Origin of the sequence: Kribbella sp. NBC_00662 (genome assembly GCF_041430295.1) — a bacterium.
GTDB lineage: Bacteria > Actinomycetota > Actinomycetes > Propionibacteriales > Kribbellaceae > Kribbella.
On the sequence record NZ_CP109029.1, the window covers coordinates 2,474,084 to 2,495,080 of the forward strand.

The window sequence follows — 20,997 nt, forward strand, 5'->3', positions numbered from 1 at the left end:
GCCATGAAGCGTGTCGCGGCGGTGGATCTGGGCGCGTCGAGCGGCCGGGTGATGCTCGGTGAGGTCGGCGCGCACGTCCTGGAGCTGCGCGAGGTGCACCGGTTCTGGAACGGGCCGGTGCGCGTCCACGGCCGCCTGCACTGGGACATCCTCCACCTCTACCGCTCGACACTGGACGGCTTGCGTACGGCGGGGCCACTCGACGGGATCGGGATCGACTCCTGGGCCGTCGACTACGGCCTCCTCGACGACGCCGGCCGGCTTCTCCGCAACCCGGTCCATTACCGCGACTCGCGCACCGAGGGCGTGATGGAGCGTGTGCTGGAGAAGGTGCCTGCGGCCGAGCTGTACGCCGTCACGGGTCTCCAGCAGCTCCCCTTCAACACGATCTACCAGCTGGCCGCCGAGGAGCTCGGGGGTGCTAGCAGCCTGCTGATGATCCCCGATCTGCTGGCGTATTGGCTGACCGGTGAGGTCGGGGTGGAGCGGACCAACGCATCTACTACCCAGCTGTACGACGTGTTGGCCCGCGACTGGAGTGATGAGCTGGTCTCGCGGGTGGGCCTTCCCCGCAGGGTGTTTCCGCAGTTGCGGGAGGCGGGGGACGTGATTGGGGACGTGCTGCCCGATGAGACCGGGTTGGCGCCGGGCACGCCGGTGATTGCCGTCGGGTCGCATGACACAGCTTCCTCTGTGGTTGCTGTGCCTGCCGCCGATGAACGGTTCGCGTACATCTCCTCCGGGACCTGGTCGCTCGTCGGGCTCGAGTTGGATGCGCCGGTGCTGACCGACGCGGCGCGGGAGGCCAACTTCACCAACGAGGGTGGTGTCGACGAGCGGATCCGGTTCCTGCGGAACGTCATGGGCCTGTGGATCCTGCAGGAATGTCAGCGGGTCTGGGGCGACGACGACCTCGACGGGCTCCTGCGAGACGCGGGCGCCGCCCCGCCGTTCACCACCCTGATCGATCCGGACGCGCCCGAGTTCCTTGCCCCCGGCAACATGCCGGCGCGGGTCGAGGAGCACTGTCGCGCGACCGGGCAGGAGCCGCCGCGGTCGCGGGGTGCGATGGTTCGGTGCATCCTGGAGAGCCTCGCGCTGGCGTACCGGCGTACGTTGCGGTCCGCGCAGTCGATCGCCGGCCGCGAGGTCGACGTACTGCATGTCATCGGCGGCGGCTCGCAGAACGAACTGCTCTGCCAGTTGACCGCCGACGCCTGCGGACTGCCCGTCCTCGCCGGGCCGGTCGAGGCATCCGCGCTCGGCAACGTACTGGTCCAAGCTCGCGCGCTCGGCGAGCCCCTGCCGGACCTGGCCGCCATGCGCGCGCTGGTCCGCTCCACCCATCGCCTGCGGACCTACACGCCGCAGGGCAAACCGGCCGACTGGGACGCCGCCGAGTCCCGGATGTTCGGAACCAGGTGATTCGTATGACCGTCCTCCCTCAGGAACTTCGAGCGCGGCGGGTGCCGCCGCGTGAGATCAGCCATGACGATCTGCAACTTCTCCGTCTGCTCGCGACCGGACTGCCGGTCGACGCGGTCGCGCGTCGCCTCGACCTGTCCGAGCGAACCGTGCGTCGCCGTACCCGCCTGATCTGCGACCGCCTCGGCTTCAGCACCGCAATCGAGGCAATCGTCTGGGCAGCCCGCCGCGGCCTGGTCTGAGGTACTGCGTTAAGCCGCGCCCCGGCCCGGGTACCGGTCTGATCATCGAGCCGAGGAGGAGCGATGAACGGAATGACCATCGTGTGGATCGTTGTCGCGCTCGCCGCGCTGGTGATCGTGGCCGGCCTGGTCGCCGGCGCGGTCTCGAAGAGGTCCAAACGCCGGGCCGAGGCGCGGCCGCCGTCAGCCGGCCGGATCGAGTCCCACGAGCCTCGCACGAGCACCGAGGACCCGAGGAACGAGAATCCGAAGGCCCAGAACCTGTGGCCGGAGACGGACTGGGACGACGGCACCCACCCGCACGACCCGCGACCTTCGAAGCACACCAAGCACTAGATCAGATCAGGTACCTGAACTCGGGGGAGTTCGGGTTGATGCGTTCGATGTCGAGGGGGGCGGCCTCCATCCGGGACAGTAGTCCGGGGAGGTCGTCGCGGTTGCTGATCTCGATGCCGACCAGCGCGACGCCGGTCTCGCGGTTGTTGCGCTTCACGTACTCGAACAACGTGATGTCGTCGTCCCGCCCGAGCACGCCGTCGAGGAACGTCCGCAGCGCGCCGGGCTCCTGCGGGAACGTCACCAGGAAGTAGTGCTTCAGCCCCTCGTACACCAACGAGCGCTCGAGGATCTCGCCGTACCGGCTGACGTCGTTGTTGCCGCCGGACAGCAGGCAGACCACCGTCTCACCAGGCCGTACGTCGAGACCGTTGCCCAGGGCACTTGTCGACAAAGCGCCTGCGGGCTCCGCGATCAGTCCATCGGTCTGGTAGAGCTCGAGCATCTCCGAACACACCAGCCCCTCGGGCACCGACATCAGCTCCACACCGCTCTGCCGCACCAAGGGCAGCGTGACCTCACCGACCCGCCGTACCGCGGCGCCGTCGACGAAGCTGTCCAGGTGCGGCAACGTCACCGGCTCACCGGCCTCCAGCGCCGCCGCCATACTCGCCGCGCCGCCCGGCTCGACCCCGACGATGCGAACGCTGGGATGCCGCTCGGCGATCCACGTTGCAACCCCTGCAACGAGACCGCCGCCGCCGACCGGGACCACGAGCACGTCCGGAGCCTGGCCGAGCTGATCGACCAGCTCGACGGCCACGGTCCCCTGTCCTGCAACAGTTCTCGGGTCGTCGAAGGCCGGCACCATCGTCGCCCCGGTCGCCTGACCTTCGGCGAGAGCGGCGGCGGCCGCGTCGTCGTACGTGTCGCCGGTGACGATCACCTGGATCTGCTTGCCGCCGAGGGCCGCGATCCGGTCCCGCTTCTGCCGCGGTGTGGTCCGCGGTACGAACACTTTGCCCTGGACGCCGAGAATGTGGCACGAATACGCCAACCCCTGGCCGTGGTTGCCGGCACTCGCGCAGACCACGCCGGCCGCCTTGGCCGCGTCGTCGAGCTGGGCGATCAGGTTGTAGGCGCCGCGCAGCTTGTAGGAACGGCCGATCTGCAGGTCCTCCCGCTTCAGCCAGACCTGCGCGCCGGTGCGCTCCGACAGGCGGAGGTTGCGTTGCAACGGTGTGCGCACGGCGACACCGTCCAAACGGTCGACCGCGGCCTCGATCGCTGCCGCGTCAACGGTGGTCGATCGAGCGACTGAACTACTGCCCTGCATGGCGTTCCTTCCCGTGCATCTGCACGATCTTCGCCGATTCGCTCGCTGCACAAGACGATCCGCGTCCACAGTCCGGACCGGCGCATACCCTTTGCGCATCAGACTCTTGCACCATGCGTGAAACGGCTCTTCACTGGGCAGTCTAGTTTTCATACGCTCACTCGGTGTAACGACCAGGCCCCTGGAACAGATGAGCCGAGTAAAGCCGGTCAGTGAGGACTGGAGGGCACAGATGGAGCTGATTCCGTTCAGTCTGTGGGGAGACGCTCTGTGGTGCGGTCAGGAAGTCGTGCGGGAGGCCCCGCACGAGCAGGCGATCCGAAGCCTGTTCCCGGACCCCATCCCAGCGCGTGGCGCAGATCTGGACACCGAGGCGGACCTCGTCCCGGAACCGCACAACCGTTTCGACCCGCGGTCGATCGCCGTCCGGGTGCAGGGCAAGGTTGTCGGCTATCTGCCGAGGGACGACGCGCACCGGTACCACCCGGTGCTGTCAGAACTGGTGGCGCAAGGCCTGCAACCGCAGGTTCCCTGTCACCTGTGGGTCAGTGAGTGGGAGCCGGCGGACTGGGACGGTAAGGGCGCCCAGGGCACCGAGTTCCACGCCAGTGTCGCGGTCGCCCTCGGGCAGCCGCACATGCTCGTACCGGTGAACCTGCCCCCGCCAGGCAGTTTTCACCTGCTACCGCCCGGCAGCGGCATCGTCGTACCGGGCAGCGACGTGCATCCCGACGTACTCGCACCGTTCTTCCGGGCGGAAGGCGAGTGCTGGGTGTACGCCACCATGCACGCGATCGAGGAGGAGGACGGTATCCAGGACCGGCACCGGATCGTGGTCGAGATCCGGCTCGACGACGAACCCGTCGGCCGGCTCAGTCCACGGCTGAGCGCCGAGTTCCTGCCCGCGATCCACTACCTCGCCGACATGCGTGCCGAGACCGCCGCACGCGTCGCCGTCCGCGGCGACCGCACCGCATCGGAGGTGATTCTCTACGCAGCGCGGAGTCACGACCTCCCGGCTACCTGGCCGGACGGGCTGGCCCGCTCCCCAGTCGCGTCCCCGCAATGGCACTACTGGGCAACGAAGGAAGCCAACTAGGCGGCTGCGCAGTACTGACCATGCCTCACCAGGCCGGTACTGCGGAGCTACTTGAACAACTGCACGTTGTCGCCGCACCAGGCCGCGAACGTCCGTGGTTCGCGCCTGGTGAGGCGGCGTACGGCGTCCGTGCGTAGGCCGATCGTGTCCGCGCGCATCAGCTTCAGCCCTTCGACGATCGCCGCCGCCAGATCCGGCGGCGCGCCGTTCGGGTAGCGGAAGCGGACAGCCTCCTCGGGTGTCTCGATCGGGCGTACGTCGAGGCTGCGGCCGATCGCGTCGCCGAGGATCGAGACCTGCTCGGCGAGCGTGAACGCCTCCGGGCCGGTCAGTGTGTACTCCTGCTTCTCGTGCCCGTCCTCGGTCAGGACGGTCGCCGCGACGGCCGCGATGTCCGCCGGATCGATGGGTGCGGACCGGCCCGGGCCGATCGGGTCGAGCACGTAGCCGCCGGCCCGGATCGTCGGCAGCCAGTCCACCGCGTTCGTCATGAAGCCGGTCGGCCGGAGGAACGTTGCCGGGATCCCCGAGTCGCGGATCAACTGCTCGCGCTCGTGATGCCAGCGTCCCATCGCGGGGATCGGGTCGCCGAGCACGGCGTACGACGAGAGGTAGACGAGGTGCCGTACGTCGGCCTCGCGCGCCGCGGCGACGACGTTGACGGTGTGGTCGAGGCCGGTGCCGGGGACGAGCAGGAACACCTTGTCGACGCCGTGCAGGTCGAGCGGTCCGTCGAGGTCGCCGATCTGTTGCTCGGCGGGCAGGTCCTCGCGCGGGGTGCGGACAAGGGCGCGGAAGTCGGCGCCACGGCCGTTGAGCTCGTCGACGAGCTTGCGGCCGATGTGTCCACTGGCGCCGGTGATGAGTAGCATGACAGACTCCTTTACCGGTTAACGATTCCTCAAGAACGTTAACCGGTAAACGATCTGGTCGTCAAGGAGAGCGTCGATGCCCGAGTTCCTGGAGTTGCACAGCAAGACGTCCAAGTTGCTGCGCGCCGCGGCGGACGCCGCCGTACAACGCCATGGGCTGCGGCTCGGGCAGGATCATTTGCTCGCGGCGCTATGGGCGGAGGACGGACGTACGCCGGGCGAGATCGCCGCCGCGGTCAACGTGACGACGCCCGCCGTGACCAAACTCGCCACCCGGATGGCCGAGTCGGGCTGGCTCGAACGGCGCCCCGACCCGCACGACAACCGCCTCGTCCGGCTCTGGCTGACGCCGGCCGGCCGGGCCCTGCAGAAGCCGATCGAGGCCGAACGCCAGGCGCTCGAGGACCGCATCACGGCGACGCTCACGAAGACCGAACGGGCCCAGCTGATGAAAGCGCTGACGAAGATCCAGGACGTGCTGGTGTCAGACCTCGCGTGAGCCGGAGCGCTGCGTCTCGTTCGGCCCCATCCGATAAGCCAGACGCGGGTCCACCGGCGTACCGCCCGCGGCGCCGCCCGCCGTGCCGGACGGCGCTTCGGCTGCTGAGGCGACACCCGATGACGCGGCGGCCTGCGCCGCACGGACATCGACCGCCGCCTGCAACGGCTCGCCGGTCGGCGCGGGCGGATGCGCGAGCCGCTCCACCGCCTCGATGCCGGCGCCTGCGACCTCGATGCCGAGCATTCGGCTCTCGAGCCGGCTCTGGTCGAGCGCTCGCGGTGCCAGGCCCGAGTGTCCGGCCAGGTCCCGGGTGGCGACGGCGTCGATCTCCAGAGCGCGCTGTTCCATCGCCTGCTGGATGCCGGTGATCGCGGTCTCGTGGTGCTCGGCAGGGATCATCGCCTGCGCCTCGGGCGACGTCCGGAAGAGCGCGGTCGCGGCGGCTCGCAGCGGCGAGCTCTGCGGCCCTTGACCGTGTGAGGTTGCGAGCATGGTCCGGGCGATGTCGGCGGCGGGGCGGTGATCGCCGAGCTGCTCGCCCAGGGTCTCGGCGAAGCCGGCTGCCGCGATCGCGCGCAAGTGGTCGCGGGGGTCGACGGGCTCGGGCTCGCCCGCGACCCGCTGCCCGAGGATGCCCTGGGAGGCGGTCGGGACCTGGCTGGCCGCGATCATGTTGTCCACATCCTGCACGGCCACCTGCCTGGCCAGGCCGCGGACCAGGGTCTGGTGCCTGAAGTCTCCGGCGTACGCGTCGGCCATGGCATCGCAGATGGCAGCGCGGTCCCCGGCGTCGCTCGAGCCGTTGAACCGGCCGGCGTTGTCCTTCATCGGGCGTCCGGTGTGTGCCTGCACCATCGTGGACATGCGGTCCCACCACTGGCCCCGGACCTCCGCCGCCCGCCGTGCGGCGGACCTGAACCCGATGGCCACTGCTTCCTCCTCATTGCGCCTGGCAACAATCCGGTCCCGATCGTACGACGTGGACGGGGCGTACGCTGGAGGTATGGCGAACGCACCGGAGTGCCCGGTCTGTGGGCAGCGAGGAGTGCCGATTCTCTACGGCCTCCCGACCCGGGTCGCCCGGGAGGCGGCCGCCGCCGGCAAGGTCCGCCTCTTCGGCTGCGTCGTACCGGCCGATCCGGATCAATGGACCTGCCCGCAGTCCCACACCTGGAAGGCCGATGACGACGCCCTCCTGCTCGCCGCCATCGACGCTGCCATCCAGGACGCCAGGCGCTAGCTCGGCTTGATGTTCTGGTTGAGGTGGAACAGGTTCGTCGGGTCGTAGGTGTTCTTGACGCTGACGAGCCGCTGGTACGTCGCCGCCGGGTAGGACGCCCGAACGATGTCCTCGTTCGTCTCGCCGGTGAAGTTCACGTACGACGCCGCGCTCGGCCCGAGTGAACTGCCGGCCGCGCGGGCCCACTCGACGACCGCGTCGTACCCGGCCGAGTCCTCGCTCCGGGCGACGACGTTGAGGATGTACTCGCGGTCGCGGGTGCCGAACGCCGTGGCGTCGGCCGGTACCCGGCCCATCGCGCCACCGAGATGGTGGACGTGGAGCTCCGACAGCCCGTTCGGTGCTGCGGAGTGCGCGTCGACGAGCGCGTCGACCGTTGCCGGATCGAGGTCGCTGAAGAACGCCGAACGGAAGTAGTTCCGCAGACCGCGCGGGAACAGCGGATCGAGCAGCGTCTGCATCGCGTTGTACGGCATCGGCCCGAACAGGTCGGCGACGACCGGTGCGAGTTCGCGGAACGGCCGGGTTGCGGCGTCACCAGCGTCCGGCTGCCCGGACCACATCCCGAGGACGGCGACGATCGGCTTGCCGTGCACCTCTTCCGGCAGGAACGGCAACGGCGGGGCGGTGGTCAGATTGATTGCCAAGGACAACTCGTCCGGCGCCGACGCGGCCGCCGTACCGAACCCACGCAGTACGTCGGCTGCGCGATCGCCCGGGTAGAACACGAGGCCCGCGAAGACGGTCGGACCGACCTCGTACGCCTTGAACTCGAACGAGGTGACGACGCCGAAGTTGCCGCCGCCGCCTCGCAAGGCCCAGAGCAGCTCGGGGTTCTCGGTCTCACTTGTGTGCAGGTACCGACCGTCGGCGGTGACGATGTCGGCCCCGACGAGGTTGTCGCAGGCCAGGCCCGCCTTGCGGACGAGCCAGCCGATGCCGCCGCCGAGCGTGAAGCCGGCGACGCCGGTCGACGACACCAGACCGCCGGTGACGGCCAGCCCGAACGCCTGCGCCTCCGCGTCGACGTCGCCCCACGTGCAGCCGCCTTGCGCCACGATCCGGCGCCGGTCGGGATCGATCCGGACCGAGTTCATCGGCGACAGGTCGATGACGATGCCGCCGTCGGTGGTCGAGAATCCGGGGATGCTGTGGCCGCCGCCCCGGACCGCCAACGTCAACCCCTCGCTCCGGGCGAACTCCACGGCCCGGATGACGTCGGCCACCCCCTTGGCGCGGACGATGAGCGCCGGTCTCTTGTCATGCGCGGCGTTCCAGATCGACCGCGCGTCGTCGTACGACGGGTCGGCCGGGCGGATCAGCTCACCACGAAGTCCTTCGGCAAGTTCACCGAGGGTGGCCTCCCCGAGCGTGTCCTGCCGCGCTTGCGTCGTTGTCATTTCTACTCCTGATTCGTTCCGCCCAGGACGTTTCCCGGGCTGACAACGACATTAGGAAGGAGGTCTTCGCAAGGGCTTAGCGTGACTTAGCGGCGCATGAGCACGGCGTCGGCGCGCGCCGAACCGATCCGGCAGCCCAGGCGGGTGAAGATCTCCAGCGCCGCCGGACCGTGTCGGTCGAGCACCTCGGTGTCACCGTCTTCGGCGGCGAGTTCGGCGGTGAGCAACCGCGTCCAGGCCTCGAGTCGCAGATATCCCTGCGGGTGAAAGGCGTCGACCGCCTGCTCGGCCAGGATCCGCGCGGTACGGCGTTCGCCGGCGAACAACTCGACGACCGCGAGGTTGAGCAGAGCGCCACCCGCTGCCGGCGCGTCGTCGACCGCCTCGCCACGATCGAGGGCGGCGCGGGTGAGTCGCCGGCCCGTCCCGGGATCGCCGGACGCCGCGGCGAGCAGACCGAGATTGGCGAGAGTCAGGCTCTCGCCGCGGCGGTCGCCGAGTTGCTCACGGATCCTGAGGGCGTCACGCAGGTGCTTCTCGGCCGCACCGAACAGGCCCTGGTCGCGTTCGATGCAGCCGAGGTGGTTGAGCGCGTGGCCGAGCCCGGACGCATCGTCGATCCCGGTGAAGGTATCGACGGATCGGCGTACGGCGTCCTGCGCGGCGTCGAGGTTCTTCGTCAGGCGATGGGCGTCGGCCAGGCCCGACAACGCGTAGCCGATGCCCTGTACGGCGCCGACCCGGCGGCCGATCAGGAAGGTCTCCTCGAACACCGGGATCCACGACCCGTCGATCGGTACGAGCGGCAGGCACATCGTGACGGCGGGGAAGAACCTGGTGGTGTTCGGGTTGATCTGCCTCAGCCGCCGTAGGCATTCCTCGAAGCGTTCCTGCGCGAGTTCGGCGTTCTCGCGGAACAGGGCGGTCATCGCGCCGAGGCTTTGTGCGGCCGCGGCCAGCGGGTCCGCTCCGAGGGCGTCGGCCTGCGCGAGCGAGTCCACCGCGGTCTGCTCGATCTCGTCGAGATCTCCGCTGCCGAGCAGAAGCGTGCCACGCAGTACCCGGGTGGTCACCAGGTCGACCTGGTCTCCGGACTGATAGGCGACCGCGACCGCTTCGTCGCCGAGTCGCGGGAGCCGGTCGGCCAATCCGCTCCGGGCGAGGAGGATCGCGAGCGCGAAGATCGCTCGCGCTCGCTCGCGGGACGGTTCGACTGCGACCTCGAGGACGCGTTCGAGCCAGCCTGCGCCTTCGGAGAAGTGACCCCGCGCCAGCCAGTACGGCGACAGGCTGAGGCCGAGCAGCAGAGCCCTCTCATGGTCGTGGCGGAGTGCCCAGTTGAGTGCGGCACGGAGGTTGTCGTGGTCGGCGTCGAGCAGCTGAGGACGTTCGACGACGACGCCGGCTCGCTCGGGATCCTCGTCGGCCGCCAACTCCAGGAAGTGTCTGCAGTGCGCCGCCTCCATCGGTGCGGCTTCGTGCGCGGCGAACAGACGCTCGTGTGCGAACTGGCGAATGGTCTCCAGGAGCCGGTAGCGCGAGCGCGGCCCGTCGTGGTCGACGAGCAGCAGTGACTTGTCGACCAGGCGGCCGAGGAGGTCGAGGACGTCGGAGTTGGGCAGGCGTTCGTCGGCGCAGACCTTCTCGGCGGAGCGGAGCGAGAAGCTGCCGGAGAAGACCGCGAGCCGTCGGAGCAGCACCTGCTCGTCGGGCGACAACAACGCGTGGCTCCACTCGAGTGTTGCGCGCAGCGTCGCGTGTCGGGTGACCTCACCGGGGCGGCCGAGCAGCGAGAGTGCCTCACCAAGACGGGCGGCGATCTCGGCGGCCTCGAGGTGTGAGGCGCGGGCGGCCGCCAGTTCGAGGGCGAGCGGGATGCCGTCGAGGCAACGGCAGATCTCGACGATTGCGGTGGCGTTGGTCGGGTCGAGGACGAAGCCGGGCCGGACATCCTGGGCTCGGTCGACGAAGAGCCTTACCGAGGAAAGCGTGCGGAGTCGGTCGAGCTCGTCTGTTGGCTCGGGAAGCTCGAGTGAGGGGACGCGGAAGGTCACCTCGCCGGGAGCGTGGAGTGGTTCGCGGCTGGTGGCGAGCAGGCTGACGCCGGGGCAGCTTCGGCGTATTTCGCTTGCTAGTCCGGCGCAGGCGGCGAGGAGGTGCTCGCAGTTGTCCAGTACTAGAAGGAGATTGCGGGGTGCCAGCCGGGTGATCAGGGTGCGCGTCGAATCCGATCCGGCCGCGGGGTCGAGGCCGAGGGCCGCGGCGACGGAGTCGGCGACGAGGTGTGGGTCGGCGACCGGTACGAGGTCGGCGATCCAGACGCCGTCGGCGTACGAGTCGACGAGGCGACGCGCGGCCTCCTCCGCCAACCGGGTCTTGCCGGCGCCGCCGACGCCGGTGAGGGTGACGAGTCGGCCCTGCTCCATCAGGCGATGGACGTCCGCGATCTCGCGCTCGCGGCCGACGAAGCTCGTCAACGCCGGCGCGAGGTTGTGCCTCGCCTGCTGCTGCGGCGGTTCGGCGGCTGGGGTGCCGGACAGGAGTTCTTGGTACAGGCGTTGGGTTTCCGGGTCCGGGTCGGTGCCGTACGCCGTACGCAGGTCACCTCTCAGCCGTTCGTACTGCGCCAACGCTTCGGACGACCGACCCGTTGCCGCAAGTCGTCGCATCAGGCTCCGGACGCCGTGCTCGTGCAGCGGATCGATGGCGAGTGCGCGGGTCAGCGCGTCGAGCGCCTCCGCCTCATGGTGGTCCGCTGCGGCCGCGTCCGCGAAGTCGACGAGCAGATTGCCGAAAGTCGCCCGGAGCTCCTCGCGCGGGCGGACGGCCCAATCCTCGAATCGGTCCTCGGGCAGGAGATCGCCTGTGTACGCAGCGACCGCGGCGCGGAGGTCGTCGAGGTCACCACTGGTCCGGCCGAGTGCGGCCAGCCGCTCGAACGTCCGTACATCGACGTCGACGAGCCCGTCCGCGAGCAGCACCACGAAGTCGTCGCGCAACTCGAGCAATCCGTTGCTCGACTCGTCACCCGCGAGTGCCCGCCGTGCGACGTGCAGGGCCTGGTGGAGGTTGTTGACCGCGGACGTCGACGGCCGGTCCGGCCACAACGCTTCGAGCAGTACGTCGCGGTGCAGCCGCTGGTCGCGCGTCAACGCGAGCAGCTTGACCAGCGTCCGCGCCTTCCGCAGCCGCCAGACCTTCGGATCGACGGATCGCCCCCCGCGATCGACAGCAAAACCACCGAGCAGTTGGATCCGCACCTTCACCCTCCCCCCACGATCGTAGGCCCCACTTTCGGCAAGGATGAGCAGATGAGCCAGCGGTGGAACCACAACATCCACTACCACTCACGCATTCTGCAGTCCGTCCCACCCGACGCCGGGTCCGCGCTGGACATCGGCTGCGGCGAGGGCACGCTGACCCGGTCGCTACGTCACGTCGTACCAGCGGTCACCGGCATCGACCTCGATACACCGAGCCTGGAGCTGGCCCGCGAGTACGGCGATGACATCTCGTACGTCCACGGCAACTTCCTGGACCATCCACTCGAGCCGGCCTCGTACGACGTAGTCACCTCCGTCGCCACCCTCCACCACGTCGACGCCCGCACGGGCCTACTCCGGATGCGCTCCCTGGTCCGACCGGGCGGTGTGCTGGCGATCGTCGGTCTGGCTCGCCCGAGATTGCCTCAAGACCTACCGCGCGAGGTCGCCGGCGTAGCCGCGAGCTGGGCCTACCGCGCGGTCAAGAGTCACTGGCAGCACCCATCACCCATCATCTGGCCCCCGCCCGTCACCTACTCCGAAATGCAGGCATTGGCGACCGAACTCCTCCCCGGCGCCACCTACCGCCGCCACCTACTCTTCCGCTACTCAATCCTCTGGAGCCGCCCCAACTGTTGACTACTGGTTCCTGCTGTAGTCGCTGCTTAGCCTGTGGTTGTGGACAAGAAGTGGGGGCCGGATCCAGAGGCAGGTGAGTGGTTGCCTCTGGATATCACGGGTGAGGCGCTGGCCAGCGAAGAGATGGATCGGATTCGCGCCCTGCTGGAGCCCTTGACGGCCTACGACGGTGGCATGCTGTGGGACTCCGAGACCGCGACACTCACAGTGCAGATGACCACGGAGGATGCCCTCCAACAGGCCCGCCTCCTCCTGTTGGTCACGAACCCGACCTGGTTGCGTGTCCTGTTCGTCCAGGTTCAGTACTCCGGCGAGGAGTTGCAGGAGCTCTCCTCCCGGCTACTCGAACACCAGACCACGTGGACCGGCACCACAGGTATCAGCGGTGGCGTCGACCACTACGCCAACCGCCTCGTGATGCTGGTCGCCCGCAACCACCCAGAAGCCGACATGCTGATCCAAGCCATCAACAACTTGAACGACCCAAGAATCACCCTGGAGGTCTACGGCTCAGAGTTTGGTGCCTATTAGTTGGTAGATGTCGTCGTGGGCGCCGGGGAGGTCGTCGTGGCCGAAGTCGGGGTAGAGGCGGGTTTCTTTTGGTGACGTGAGTTTGTTGTAGACGGCGAACTGGGTGGAAGGCGGGCAGACCTGGTCCTCCAGGCCGACGAAGAGGGTTACCTCGGCCTGGATGCGAGGGGCGAGGTTCTGCACGTCGATGTAGCCGAGGGTCGTGAACACCTCGTCCTGCCGCAGGTGCCGCGGGTCGCGCTTGCGGAACCAGGTGACGATCTCGTCGTACGGACCGGTCTCCAGGTTCAGGTCCCACGTCCGCTGGTAGTCGCACAGGAACGGGTAGACGCTCGCCGTGTACTTGATCGACGGCGTCAGCGCGGCCGCCACCAACGACAACCCGCCGCCCTGACTCCAGCCGGTGGTCGCGATCCGCGACGCATCCACCTCCGGCAATCCACCGATCAGATCGGCCAGCCGCCGCGTGTCCAGGAAGATGTGCTTGTACAGCAGCCCATCCGGCCCGGCGTCCAACCCATGCACCAAATGGTGCTGCAACGAGAAGCTGTTGCCCTCCTGCGACGGAGTACGGAAGCCGACCTGCTCTCGCACATCCAGCGCCGCCACCGTGAACCCGCGCGCCGCATATGGCAGCAGCTCGACCCACTTCGGCTGCTCCCCGCCGTACCCGTGGAAGAGCAGCACCGCCGGCCCGGTCGGCTCGGCAGGCCGCAGGACCTTCGCATGCACCCGATACCCACCGGTCCCGGTGAAGTACAGGTGCTGCGCGGTCGCCGTGGTCAGCGGGAAGTCGGTCGCGTCCACGAACTCCGCATCGGCGGGGACCTCGTCCAGGGACAGCAGCGCCTTGTCCCAGAACTCGTCGAAGTCCGCGGGCCGCGGGTTCGTGCCCTGGTAGGTCAGTAGCTCGTCGTACGACAGCTCGAAGGAAAGCACCGGATCATTCTGCGCTGCCGGTGTCCTCCGGCACAGTCCCGTCCCAGATCGTGTACCCGTGGGCCGCGTTCAGCTTGTCGCGCAGCGTGGCCTCGAGTGACGGGACCTGCTTCGGCGCGAGCCACGCTAGCGGCAGCAGGATCGGGTGGTCGGGCTGCTTGGTCCGCAGCACGATCGCCTCGCCGTGCGTGGTCTCCACCCGGCCGACCTCCGTGATGTCCGTCCACGGCGTCCGCAGGCCGCGTACTTCGATGTCGGAGTCCCGCAGCCGCGCGACCTTCGGCGGCCGGGCCAGGATCCACAGACCGGCCAGCGTGATCACCCCGCCGAGCGAGACGAACACCGACACGGCCACGGACGGCAGCCCCAGTGCCCACAGCACTGCGGCTACCCCGAGAATGATCAGCCCAGCGGCCAGGATCCCGAGGAACCGACCCGCCCGCATCCGGTACGTCGTACGCATCGACACAGGATCTCATCCGACCCGGGTGACCATGTCAGAAGGATTCCGTCTCGGACGACGACGCGTTGCCGAGCGGGGTCTTGGCCAGGCTGATCGTCCAGTTGTACGAGCCGTCGAAGACGTCGTCGAACTTCTGGTACGAGCAGTCCTCGGTGAACCGGTGGTTCTTCGCGTCCCAGCTCGTCCCGGACTTGAAGTAGACCCAGTAGTCCTGGCTGCGGATCCCGTTCAGCGTCGCGGTCTTGTTGGCCCGGACGTAGATCGAGGCCTGCGGCTGCCGCGGGTTGCTGCCGGCGATCACGATCACGACGTCGTCGCCGGCGTTCTTGATCTCGAGCGACCCCGATCCACGCGGACCGGACCGCTGGAACACATCGCCGTTCTCACCCCGGCCGGCGATGACGGCCGGCTGGGCCAACTTCGGCGGCACCGACAGCGCACCGAACTTCACACCCTTGCCGATCGACTTCTGCACGCTCTGCGCGAGCTCGGCGTACGCGAACCGCAGGCCGCTCTTGGCCTCGTACAACCGCACGTCCAGCGCCTTGGGGAATCCACAGCCCGTCTTCGTGCCTCCGGCCCGGCTCAGCTCGGTGCTCACGTCACCGGCGTACGCATCGAAGGCATCGAGTACGGCGGGATGCGCCGTCACCAGACCCTTCGGCGGCGTGATCTTCGCCAGCTCGCCGCGTTCGATGACGACTGCCTTCGCGAGCACGGCCCGGGACGCGTCGAAGGCGGCGATCGTCTGCGCGTTCATCACCCGCGCGACCGACGGCTTGAGCGTCTTCTCGACATTCGTCAGCGCCCGCTGGTACATCGGCACCGACAGCGCCACCGCACTCGGCGCGGGCTTCGGCTCGGGCGCCGTCGAGGCAGGCGGGCTCGACTTCGCCGTACCACCGGCCGAGGGCGGGTCACCCTTCTCCGGCTCGCTGCTGCAGCCCGCACAGACCAGAACCGCAGCTCCGGCCACAACCGCCAACGAACGCCTCACAGTCACCCCCAGGTGTGACTTGGTTTCATTGAGTTGTCATGATTCCGTCGCTGGGGTTCAACCAACCGAATTTGTCTCAGTTTCCGGTCTGGCTCGGGTTGTAGGCGCAGGCGTCGTTCAGGTTCTCCGCGGCGCCCGGGGTGGCCGTCGTCTTCGGCGCGGTCGGCTTCTTCGTCGACGTCCCGCTGGTCGGCTTCTTGGTCGGCTTCACCGTCGGCGTCGGCGTCGACGCGACCGGGTTGGTCTGCGCGGCGAGCGCCTTCTGGATGATCTCCCGCATCGCCGTGTAGTCCGGGTTCTTGCCGGTGGGGAAGTTCTTGTTCTTGTCCAGGTCGATGTTGCTGACCTTGGCGTTCTTGACCTTGAGACCGAGCTGGATGAACGCGGGCAGGATCTCCTGCGGGATGTCGGTGCGCAGCAGCTGCTTGCCGGCCGAGGCGATCTGCTGGTACTTCGTCACCAGGGTCGCCGGGTTCACGCTGTTGACCAGCGCGTGGATCGTGCAGCGCTGCCGCTCCTGCCGCGACGGGTCGCTCAGGCCGTACCGGCCGCGGGCGAACCACAGCGCGTGGTACCCGTCGAGCTTCTGGTTCGGCCCCGGCTCGATGTAGCCGCTCGGCTTCTTCTCGGTGTTCGACCCCGGACCCTCGCCGTAGTCGCCACCGATCGGCACCCGGTAGTTCACGTTCACGGTGATGCCGCCGACCGCGTCGATGATCTGCCGGAAGCCGGCCAGGTTGACCTGCATGTAGTAGTCGATGTCGAGGCCGAGCGCCGCGCTCGCGGCCAGCTTGACCACGTCCGCGCCCTCGTTGTCGGTCTGGCCGAGGATCCCCGGATGCTGCCTCGGGATGTTGTCGTACATCGCGTCGAGGTAGAACTCCGGCTGCTCGACGTTGCCCTTGCTCGGATCCCAGAAACCGTCCGGGTACACCTTGTGCAGCGGCGAGTCCTCCGGGAACGGCATCCGCATCCAGTTCCGGCTGAGCGAGATCAGCGCGGTGTTACCGGTCTTGGTGTCGATCGACGCGACGATCACCGTGTCGGTGCGGACGCCGGTGCGGCCGACACCGTCGTCGGCGCCGAGCAGCAGCAGGTTCAGCCGCGGGGTCTTCGCCCACGGGTCGCTCGCGTTGGTCACCTTCGGCCGGGTCGCGCTCTTCGAGTTGCCCTCGGACTGGAACACGCTGCCGACCAGGTCGCGCTGCGCCATCACGGTCTGCGCGGCGACGGTCGTCGGTACGGCGATCCCGAAGCACAGCAACCCGACGAACATCGAGCCCGCCAGCCGGCCGGTGTAGGTCATGCTGACCGGGCGGATCAGCTTGTGGGATGCGACCACGACCCAGATCCAGAGCACACCGAGCAGTACGACGGCTCCGGTGGCGATCAGCAGCTGCCGGGGCGACACCGCGAGTGCCAGGACCGAGTCGCGCTGCGTCAGGCCGACGTACGCCGCGATCAGCAGCAGGCCGATGCTGATCGTCAGCACGAACGCGCCGAGCTTCTTCCGGCCGCCCATCAACAGGCCGGAGCCCGGCACCAGGGCGCTGAGCAGGGTGAGGCCGATCGCCTTCGAGGTCGTCCGGGCCCGGTGCGAACGCTGCCGTGACCGGCTGGCACGAGGCGCTGCCCTCCGACCGGCTGCGCGAGTACTCCGCGACATGGCTCCGTTCCCTGATCGACGACGTGGCGACCCCTCCGTCGGCCGCACGCAGCGGCCCACGGTACTTCAGACGCCTACCACACCCAGTTGGTTGACGCGTGATGCTGGCGACCCCCGTCGATGTCGCCACAGTACAGGGGCCCTGGGCTACTGCCCCAACGTGCCGCCCCGACCACCGAGAGTGTCCGGGGTGCGGCGACCGACCCGCTTTGCCGCCAGGCCCGTCCAGCAGATAGTCTTGGCCGTCGTCGTGTCCCCCGCGTGGGGATCGTCGGAGGAGGCGTCGCCTAGTCCGGTCGATGGCGCCCGCCTGCTAAGCGGGTTGAGGGTAATCCCCTCTCGCGGGTTCAAATCCCGCCGCCTCCGCTCTTGGAGCTCCCCTGTCTGCAGAATGCGCAGACCGGGGAGCTCCGGCCTTTCCGGGGGTGCAACCCCCAGGCCCCGCCCGGAGGGCTTCGCCCCGGACCCCCGGGCGGCGCGTGGCTGGGTTTGTTGGTCAGTGGCCCTTTGCTTCGGCGATGCGCTCGACGGTGCGCGGGCTGATCGGCTCGGGCGAGATGATCAGGTGGTCGACGCCGAGCTTCTCGTACGCCGCCAGCGCCGCGGGGAGGTCCTGTACCTCGATCGCACGTGGATCGGGGTCGGCGACGGGCGGCTGCTCCGGGTCGCGGACGACGACGCCGACGGTCGGGGCCACCGCGCCGGCGGACTTGCCGGCGGTCTCGATCGCCTCGCGGAGGGTCTCGAGCCGTTCCTCGACCCTCGCGTCAGCGGCGCCGTACCAGGCCGTGTTCCACAGGTCGGCCCACTGGGCGGTCAGGCGCATCATGCGGGGACGATGGCCGGCGATGAGGATCGGGATGCGGTGGGGCGGGGCCGGATCCAGGTTGGCGTCCTGGACCTTGTAGTAGGTGCCCTCGTAGCTGACCGTCTCGCCGCGGATCATCCGGGCGACGATCTCCAGCCACTCCTCGAAGCGGCCGACGCGGTGGTCGGTCGGCAGGCCGAAGGCTTCGTACTCCGGGTCGTGCCAGCCCGCGCCCACGCCGAGGATCAGCCTCCCGCCGGAAACCTCGTCGAGCGTCGCCGCCATCTTCGCCGTCAGCCCCGGATCCCGGAACGAGGCGCACAGCACCATGTTCCCGAGCTCCACTCGCGAGGTGACGGCCGCGACCGCGGTCAGCAGGGTCCACGACTCGTGCATGCCGTAGATCTGCCCTTCCGGATCCCGGTACAGGAAGTGGTCCGCGATCCAGACCGAATCCAGCCCACCCTCCTCAGCCGCCTCCGCAACCGCCCGCACGTCCTTCCACCCAGGCATACCTCCACCGGGCCCGTCCCCCGCACCCAGCGGAAGCATCACACCGATCTTCATACCCATGGTCCGATCTCAGGGATTCGCATGGGGTCAACGTAGTTGGATCATGGCGGGATGAGGAGGCCGTATTTCGACCGGACGGCTGCTGGCGAGGTGCTTGCCGACGAGCTCGGGCAGGTCGCCGGTTCGGTCCTGGTGCTCGGGCTGGCGCGCGGCGGGGTGCCGGTCGCCGGGCCGGTCGCGGAGGCGCTGGGTGCCGAGCTCGATGTGTTGATCGTGCGGAAGCTCGGCCTGCCGGGGCAGCCGGAGCTGGCGATGGGCGCGATCGCGGGGGTCGGCGAGGAACTGCATGTGGTGCGCAACGAGCAGATCGCGCGCGAGGTCGACGCGGACGCGATCGAGGAGGTACGCCGGCGCGAGGTCCGGGAGCTGCGCCGCCGGGAGCTCGCGTACCGCGGGGACCGTCCGCCGATCGACGTACGGGACCGGGTCGTGATCCTCGTCGACGACGGGCTCGCCACCGGTTCGACGATGCGGGCAGCGGTCGAAGCGGTACGTCGTCAGCAGCCGGCGCGCGTGGTCGTCGCCGTACCGGTGGGTGGGGTGGAGAGCTGCCGTCGGCTCGCGCAGATCGCCGATCAGGTCGTGTGCGTGTGGATCCCGCGGTACTTCAACGCGGTCGGGCAGGCGTACCGGGACTTCTCGTCGGTCAGCGACGACGAGGTGCAGCGGGTGCTCGCGGAGAGCACAGCGCGGCGCCCCGGCCGGTGAGCCGAGACGCCGCGCTGTCGATCCGACCGCCGGCTTCCGATGCGGCGGCCGGAGTTCCTCAGCCCAGGCGGGCCTTCAGATTGTCGAGCTCGACCTTGAGCTCGGTCGGGACGGTGTCGCCGAGCTTGGCGAACCACTCCTCGATCAGCGGGATCTCGGCCTTCCACTCCTCGACGTCGACGTCGAGCGCGATCTCGAGGTCCCGTGCCGTCATGTCCAGCCCGGCGACATCGAGCGCGTCCGCGGCCGGCACCCGGCCGATCGGGGTCTCGACCGCGTCGGCCCGGCCCTCGATCCGGTCGATCACCCACTTGAGTACGCGGCTGTTCTCACCGAAGCCCGGCCAGACGAACTTGCCGGCGTCGTCCTTGCGGAACCAGTTCACGTAGAAGATCTTCGGCAGCTGCGCAGCGTCGTGCTGCTTGCCGACGGTCAGCCAGTGGTCGAAGTACTGCCCGGCGTCGTACCCGAGGAACGGCAGCATCGCCATCGGGTCCCGCCGTACGACGCCGACCTGGCCGACCGCGGCCGCGGTGGTCTCCGACGAGAGCGTCGCACCCATGAACACCCCGTGCGCCCAGTCGCGCGATTCGGTCACCAGCGGGACCGTGGTGGCGCGCCGGCCGCCGAAGATGATCGCGGAGATCGGTACGCCGTTCGGGTCGTCGTACTCGTCGGCGATGATCGGGCACTGCTTGATCGGCGTGCAGAACCGGCTGTTCGGGTGGCTCGACAGCTCGCCGTTGTCCGGCGTCCACTCGCGGCCCTTCCAGTCGGTCAGGTGGTCCGGCGGGGTCGGCGAGTAGCCCTCCCACCAGACGTCGCCGTCATCGGTGAGCGCGACGTTGGTGAAGACCGAGTTGCCCTTCTCGATCGTGCGCATCGCGTTCGGGTTCGTCTTCCAACCGGTGCCGGGGGCAACACCGAACAGCCCGAACTCCGGGTTCACGGCGTACAGCCGGCCGTCCTTGCCGAACCGCATCCAGGCGATGTCGTCGCCGAGCGTCTCGACCTCCCAGCCCTCCAGCGTCGGGTCGAGCATCGCCAGGTTGGTCTTGCCGCAGGCGCTCGGAAACGCGGCCGCGACGTAGTGCACCTTCTTCTCCGGCGAGATCAGCTTGAGGATCAGCATGTGCTCGGCCAGCCAGCCTTCGTCGCGGGCCATCGCGGACGCGATCCGCAGCGAGTAGCACTTCTTGCCGAGCAGCGAGTTGCCGCCGTACCCGGAGCCGTAGGACCAGATCGCGCGCTCCTCGGGGAACTGCACGATGTACTTCTCGTCGTTGCACGGCCACGGGACGTCCTGCTCGCCCTTTTGCAGTGGTGCGCCGACCGAATGCAGGCAGGGGACGTACGGCGCGTCCTCGCCGAGCTTGTTCAGTACCTCGGCGCCGGTGCGGCACATGATCCGCATCGACGCGACGACGTACGCCGAGTCGGTGATCTCGACCCCGAACATCGGCTTGTCCGCCGTCAGCGGGCCCATGCAGAACGGGACGACGTACATCGTCCGGCCGCGCATCGAACCGCGGTACAGCTCCGTCATCAGCGCCTTCATCTGCGCCGGGTCCATCCAGTTGTTGGTCGGACCCGCGTCCTTCTCTTCGGCGGAGCAGATGAACGTCCGCTGCTCGACCCGCGCGACGTCACTCGGGTCGGTGCGGACCCAGAACGAGTTCGGCTTCTTCTCCTCGTTCAGCCGGACCATGGTGCCGGCCGCGATCAGCTCGTTCGTCAGCGTGGCGTACTCCGCGTCCGACCCGTCGACCCAGTGGATCCGGTCGGGCTGCGTGAGCTCGGCGACCTCGGCCACCCAGTTCAGCAGGCCGGCGTGCTGCGTCGGGGCCGCGGTCAGGTCGTACGGCGTGGGCTTTTCGCCGGGGAGGGGGTCCTTGGCGTCTGCTGAGGTGGCGGTCTCGGTATGGGTCGGGCTGGCGGTTGTCGTCATTCGCGGCTCATTCCCTCTCGGCTGTCGGACCCGGCGACGTTCGGCCCCTCGACGCTGAAAGGCGGGTACG

Annotated in this window: 20 protein-coding genes and 1 tRNA gene; 10 read left to right on the plus strand and 11 right to left on the minus strand. The window is 68.8% G+C overall.

Annotated features, from left to right (window positions below; all coding sequences use genetic code 11):
* Positions 1 to 3 precede the first annotated feature (3 nt).
* The 3 genes from OHA10_RS12545 (at position 4) to OHA10_RS12555 (ending at position 2,003) form a co-directional block, all read left to right on the plus strand.
* Positions 4 to 1,425, plus strand: a complete 1,422-nt coding sequence (locus tag OHA10_RS12545; RefSeq protein ID WP_371406358.1) for a rhamnulokinase family protein — start codon at positions 4 to 6, stop codon at positions 1,423 to 1,425.
* 5 nt (positions 1,426 to 1,430) lie between these two features.
* Positions 1,431 to 1,667 carry a helix-turn-helix domain-containing protein gene (locus tag OHA10_RS12550; RefSeq protein ID WP_371406359.1) on the plus strand — a complete coding sequence of 79 codons (237 nt, stop codon included), beginning with the start codon at positions 1,431 to 1,433 and terminating at the stop codon, positions 1,665 to 1,667.
* Positions 1,668 to 1,730: 63 nt separating this feature from the next.
* Positions 1,731 to 2,003, plus strand: coding sequence for an OadG family protein (locus tag OHA10_RS12555; RefSeq protein WP_371406360.1), 273 nt, complete (start codon positions 1,731 to 1,733; stop codon positions 2,001 to 2,003).
* 1 nt (position 2,004) lies between these two features.
* Here OHA10_RS12555 and ilvA read toward each other — a convergent pair whose 3' ends face one another.
* A complete protein-coding gene (gene ilvA, locus OHA10_RS12560) occupies positions 2,005 to 3,279 on the minus strand; it encodes a threonine ammonia-lyase IlvA (RefSeq protein WP_371406361.1) in 1,275 nt (424 codons plus the stop codon).
* A 232-nt stretch (positions 3,280 to 3,511) separates the two neighbouring features.
* On the opposite strand from ilvA, the gene OHA10_RS12565 reads away from it, so the two are divergent.
* The gene (locus tag OHA10_RS12565) at positions 3,512 to 4,378 is read left to right on the plus strand and encodes an HIRAN domain-containing protein (RefSeq protein WP_371406362.1); all 867 of its coding nucleotides are present in this window, start codon (positions 3,512 to 3,514) and stop codon (positions 4,376 to 4,378) included.
* 47 nt (positions 4,379 to 4,425) lie between these two features.
* Here the strand turns inward: OHA10_RS12565 and OHA10_RS12570 are convergent, their stop codons facing one another.
* Complete coding sequence (locus OHA10_RS12570; RefSeq protein WP_371406363.1) at positions 4,426 to 5,250, minus strand: NAD(P)H-binding protein; 825 nt, start codon at positions 5,248 to 5,250, stop codon at positions 4,426 to 4,428.
* A gap of 76 nt (positions 5,251 to 5,326) precedes the next feature.
* Here OHA10_RS12570 and OHA10_RS12575 point away from each other — a divergent pair, with 76 nt between their 5' ends.
* Entirely contained in the window at positions 5,327 to 5,749 is a 423-nt protein-coding gene (locus tag OHA10_RS12575) for a MarR family winged helix-turn-helix transcriptional regulator (protein ID WP_371406364.1), read from the plus strand.
* Here OHA10_RS12575 and OHA10_RS12580 read toward each other — a convergent pair.
* Positions 5,735 to 6,682, minus strand: a complete 948-nt coding sequence (locus OHA10_RS12580) for a hypothetical protein (protein ID WP_371406365.1) — start codon at positions 6,680 to 6,682, stop codon at positions 5,735 to 5,737. The two genes, OHA10_RS12575 and OHA10_RS12580, sit on opposite strands and share 15 nt — an antisense overlap.
* A 73-nt stretch (positions 6,683 to 6,755) precedes the next feature.
* On the opposite strand from OHA10_RS12580, the gene OHA10_RS12585 reads away from it, so the two are divergent.
* Positions 6,756 to 6,992: a hypothetical protein gene (locus OHA10_RS12585; RefSeq protein ID WP_371406366.1), complete on the plus strand. Its 237-nt coding sequence runs from the start codon at positions 6,756 to 6,758 to the stop codon at positions 6,990 to 6,992.
* Here the strand turns inward: OHA10_RS12585 and OHA10_RS12590 are convergent.
* A complete protein-coding gene (locus OHA10_RS12590; protein WP_371406367.1) occupies positions 6,989 to 8,392 on the minus strand; it encodes an FAD-binding oxidoreductase in 1,404 nt (467 codons plus the stop codon). The two genes, OHA10_RS12585 and OHA10_RS12590, sit on opposite strands and share 4 nt — an antisense overlap.
* An 86-nt stretch (positions 8,393 to 8,478) precedes the next feature.
* Entirely contained in the window at positions 8,479 to 11,652 is a 3,174-nt protein-coding gene (locus OHA10_RS12595) for a BTAD domain-containing putative transcriptional regulator (RefSeq protein ID WP_371406368.1), read from the minus strand.
* Positions 11,653 to 11,703: 51 nt separating this feature from the next.
* Here OHA10_RS12595 and OHA10_RS12600 point away from each other — a divergent pair, with 51 nt between their 5' ends.
* A complete protein-coding gene (locus OHA10_RS12600; RefSeq protein ID WP_371406369.1) occupies positions 11,704 to 12,294 on the plus strand; it encodes a class I SAM-dependent methyltransferase in 591 nt (196 codons plus the stop codon).
* Positions 12,295 to 12,333: 39 nt separating this feature from the next.
* Positions 12,334 to 12,825, plus strand: a complete 492-nt coding sequence (locus tag OHA10_RS12605) for a hypothetical protein (protein ID WP_371406370.1) — start codon at positions 12,334 to 12,336, stop codon at positions 12,823 to 12,825.
* Here the strand turns inward: OHA10_RS12605 and OHA10_RS12610 are convergent.
* The 4 genes from OHA10_RS12610 to OHA10_RS12625 form a co-directional block, all read right to left on the minus strand.
* Positions 12,805 to 13,764 (minus strand): acetylxylan esterase, encoded by a 960-nt coding sequence (locus OHA10_RS12610; RefSeq protein ID WP_371406371.1) that lies wholly within the window; start codon positions 13,762 to 13,764, stop codon positions 12,805 to 12,807. The two genes, OHA10_RS12605 and OHA10_RS12610, sit on opposite strands and share 21 nt — an antisense overlap.
* Before the next feature lie 4 nt (positions 13,765 to 13,768).
* Entirely contained in the window at positions 13,769 to 14,227 is a 459-nt protein-coding gene (locus OHA10_RS12615) for a hypothetical protein (RefSeq protein ID WP_371406372.1), read from the minus strand.
* A gap of 34 nt (positions 14,228 to 14,261) precedes the next feature.
* Complete coding sequence (locus OHA10_RS12620) at positions 14,262 to 15,224, minus strand: hypothetical protein (protein WP_371406373.1); 963 nt, start codon at positions 15,222 to 15,224, stop codon at positions 14,262 to 14,264.
* Between the two features lie 76 nt (positions 15,225 to 15,300).
* The gene (locus OHA10_RS12625) at positions 15,301 to 16,890 is read right to left on the minus strand and encodes an LCP family protein (protein ID WP_371406374.1); all 1,590 of its coding nucleotides are present in this window, start codon (positions 16,888 to 16,890) and stop codon (positions 15,301 to 15,303) included.
* A gap of 276 nt (positions 16,891 to 17,166) precedes the next feature.
* Here OHA10_RS12625 and OHA10_RS12630 point away from each other — a divergent pair.
* A tRNA-Ser gene (locus OHA10_RS12630) sits at positions 17,167 to 17,256 on the plus strand.
* A 130-nt stretch (positions 17,257 to 17,386) separates the two neighbouring features.
* On the opposite strand, the gene OHA10_RS12635 is transcribed toward OHA10_RS12630, so the two are convergent.
* Positions 17,387 to 18,271 (minus strand): LLM class flavin-dependent oxidoreductase, encoded by an 885-nt coding sequence (locus OHA10_RS12635; RefSeq protein WP_371406375.1) that lies wholly within the window; start codon positions 18,269 to 18,271, stop codon positions 17,387 to 17,389.
* 51 nt (positions 18,272 to 18,322) lie between these two features.
* Here OHA10_RS12635 and OHA10_RS12640 point away from each other — a divergent pair, with 51 nt between their 5' ends.
* Complete coding sequence (locus tag OHA10_RS12640) at positions 18,323 to 18,979, plus strand: phosphoribosyltransferase (protein ID WP_371406376.1); 657 nt, start codon at positions 18,323 to 18,325, stop codon at positions 18,977 to 18,979.
* A 58-nt stretch (positions 18,980 to 19,037) separates the two neighbouring features.
* Here the strand turns inward: OHA10_RS12640 and OHA10_RS12645 are convergent, their stop codons facing one another.
* Entirely contained in the window at positions 19,038 to 20,927 is a 1,890-nt protein-coding gene (locus OHA10_RS12645; protein WP_371406377.1) for a phosphoenolpyruvate carboxykinase (GTP), read from the minus strand.
* Positions 20,928 to 20,997: the final 70 nt, after the last annotated feature.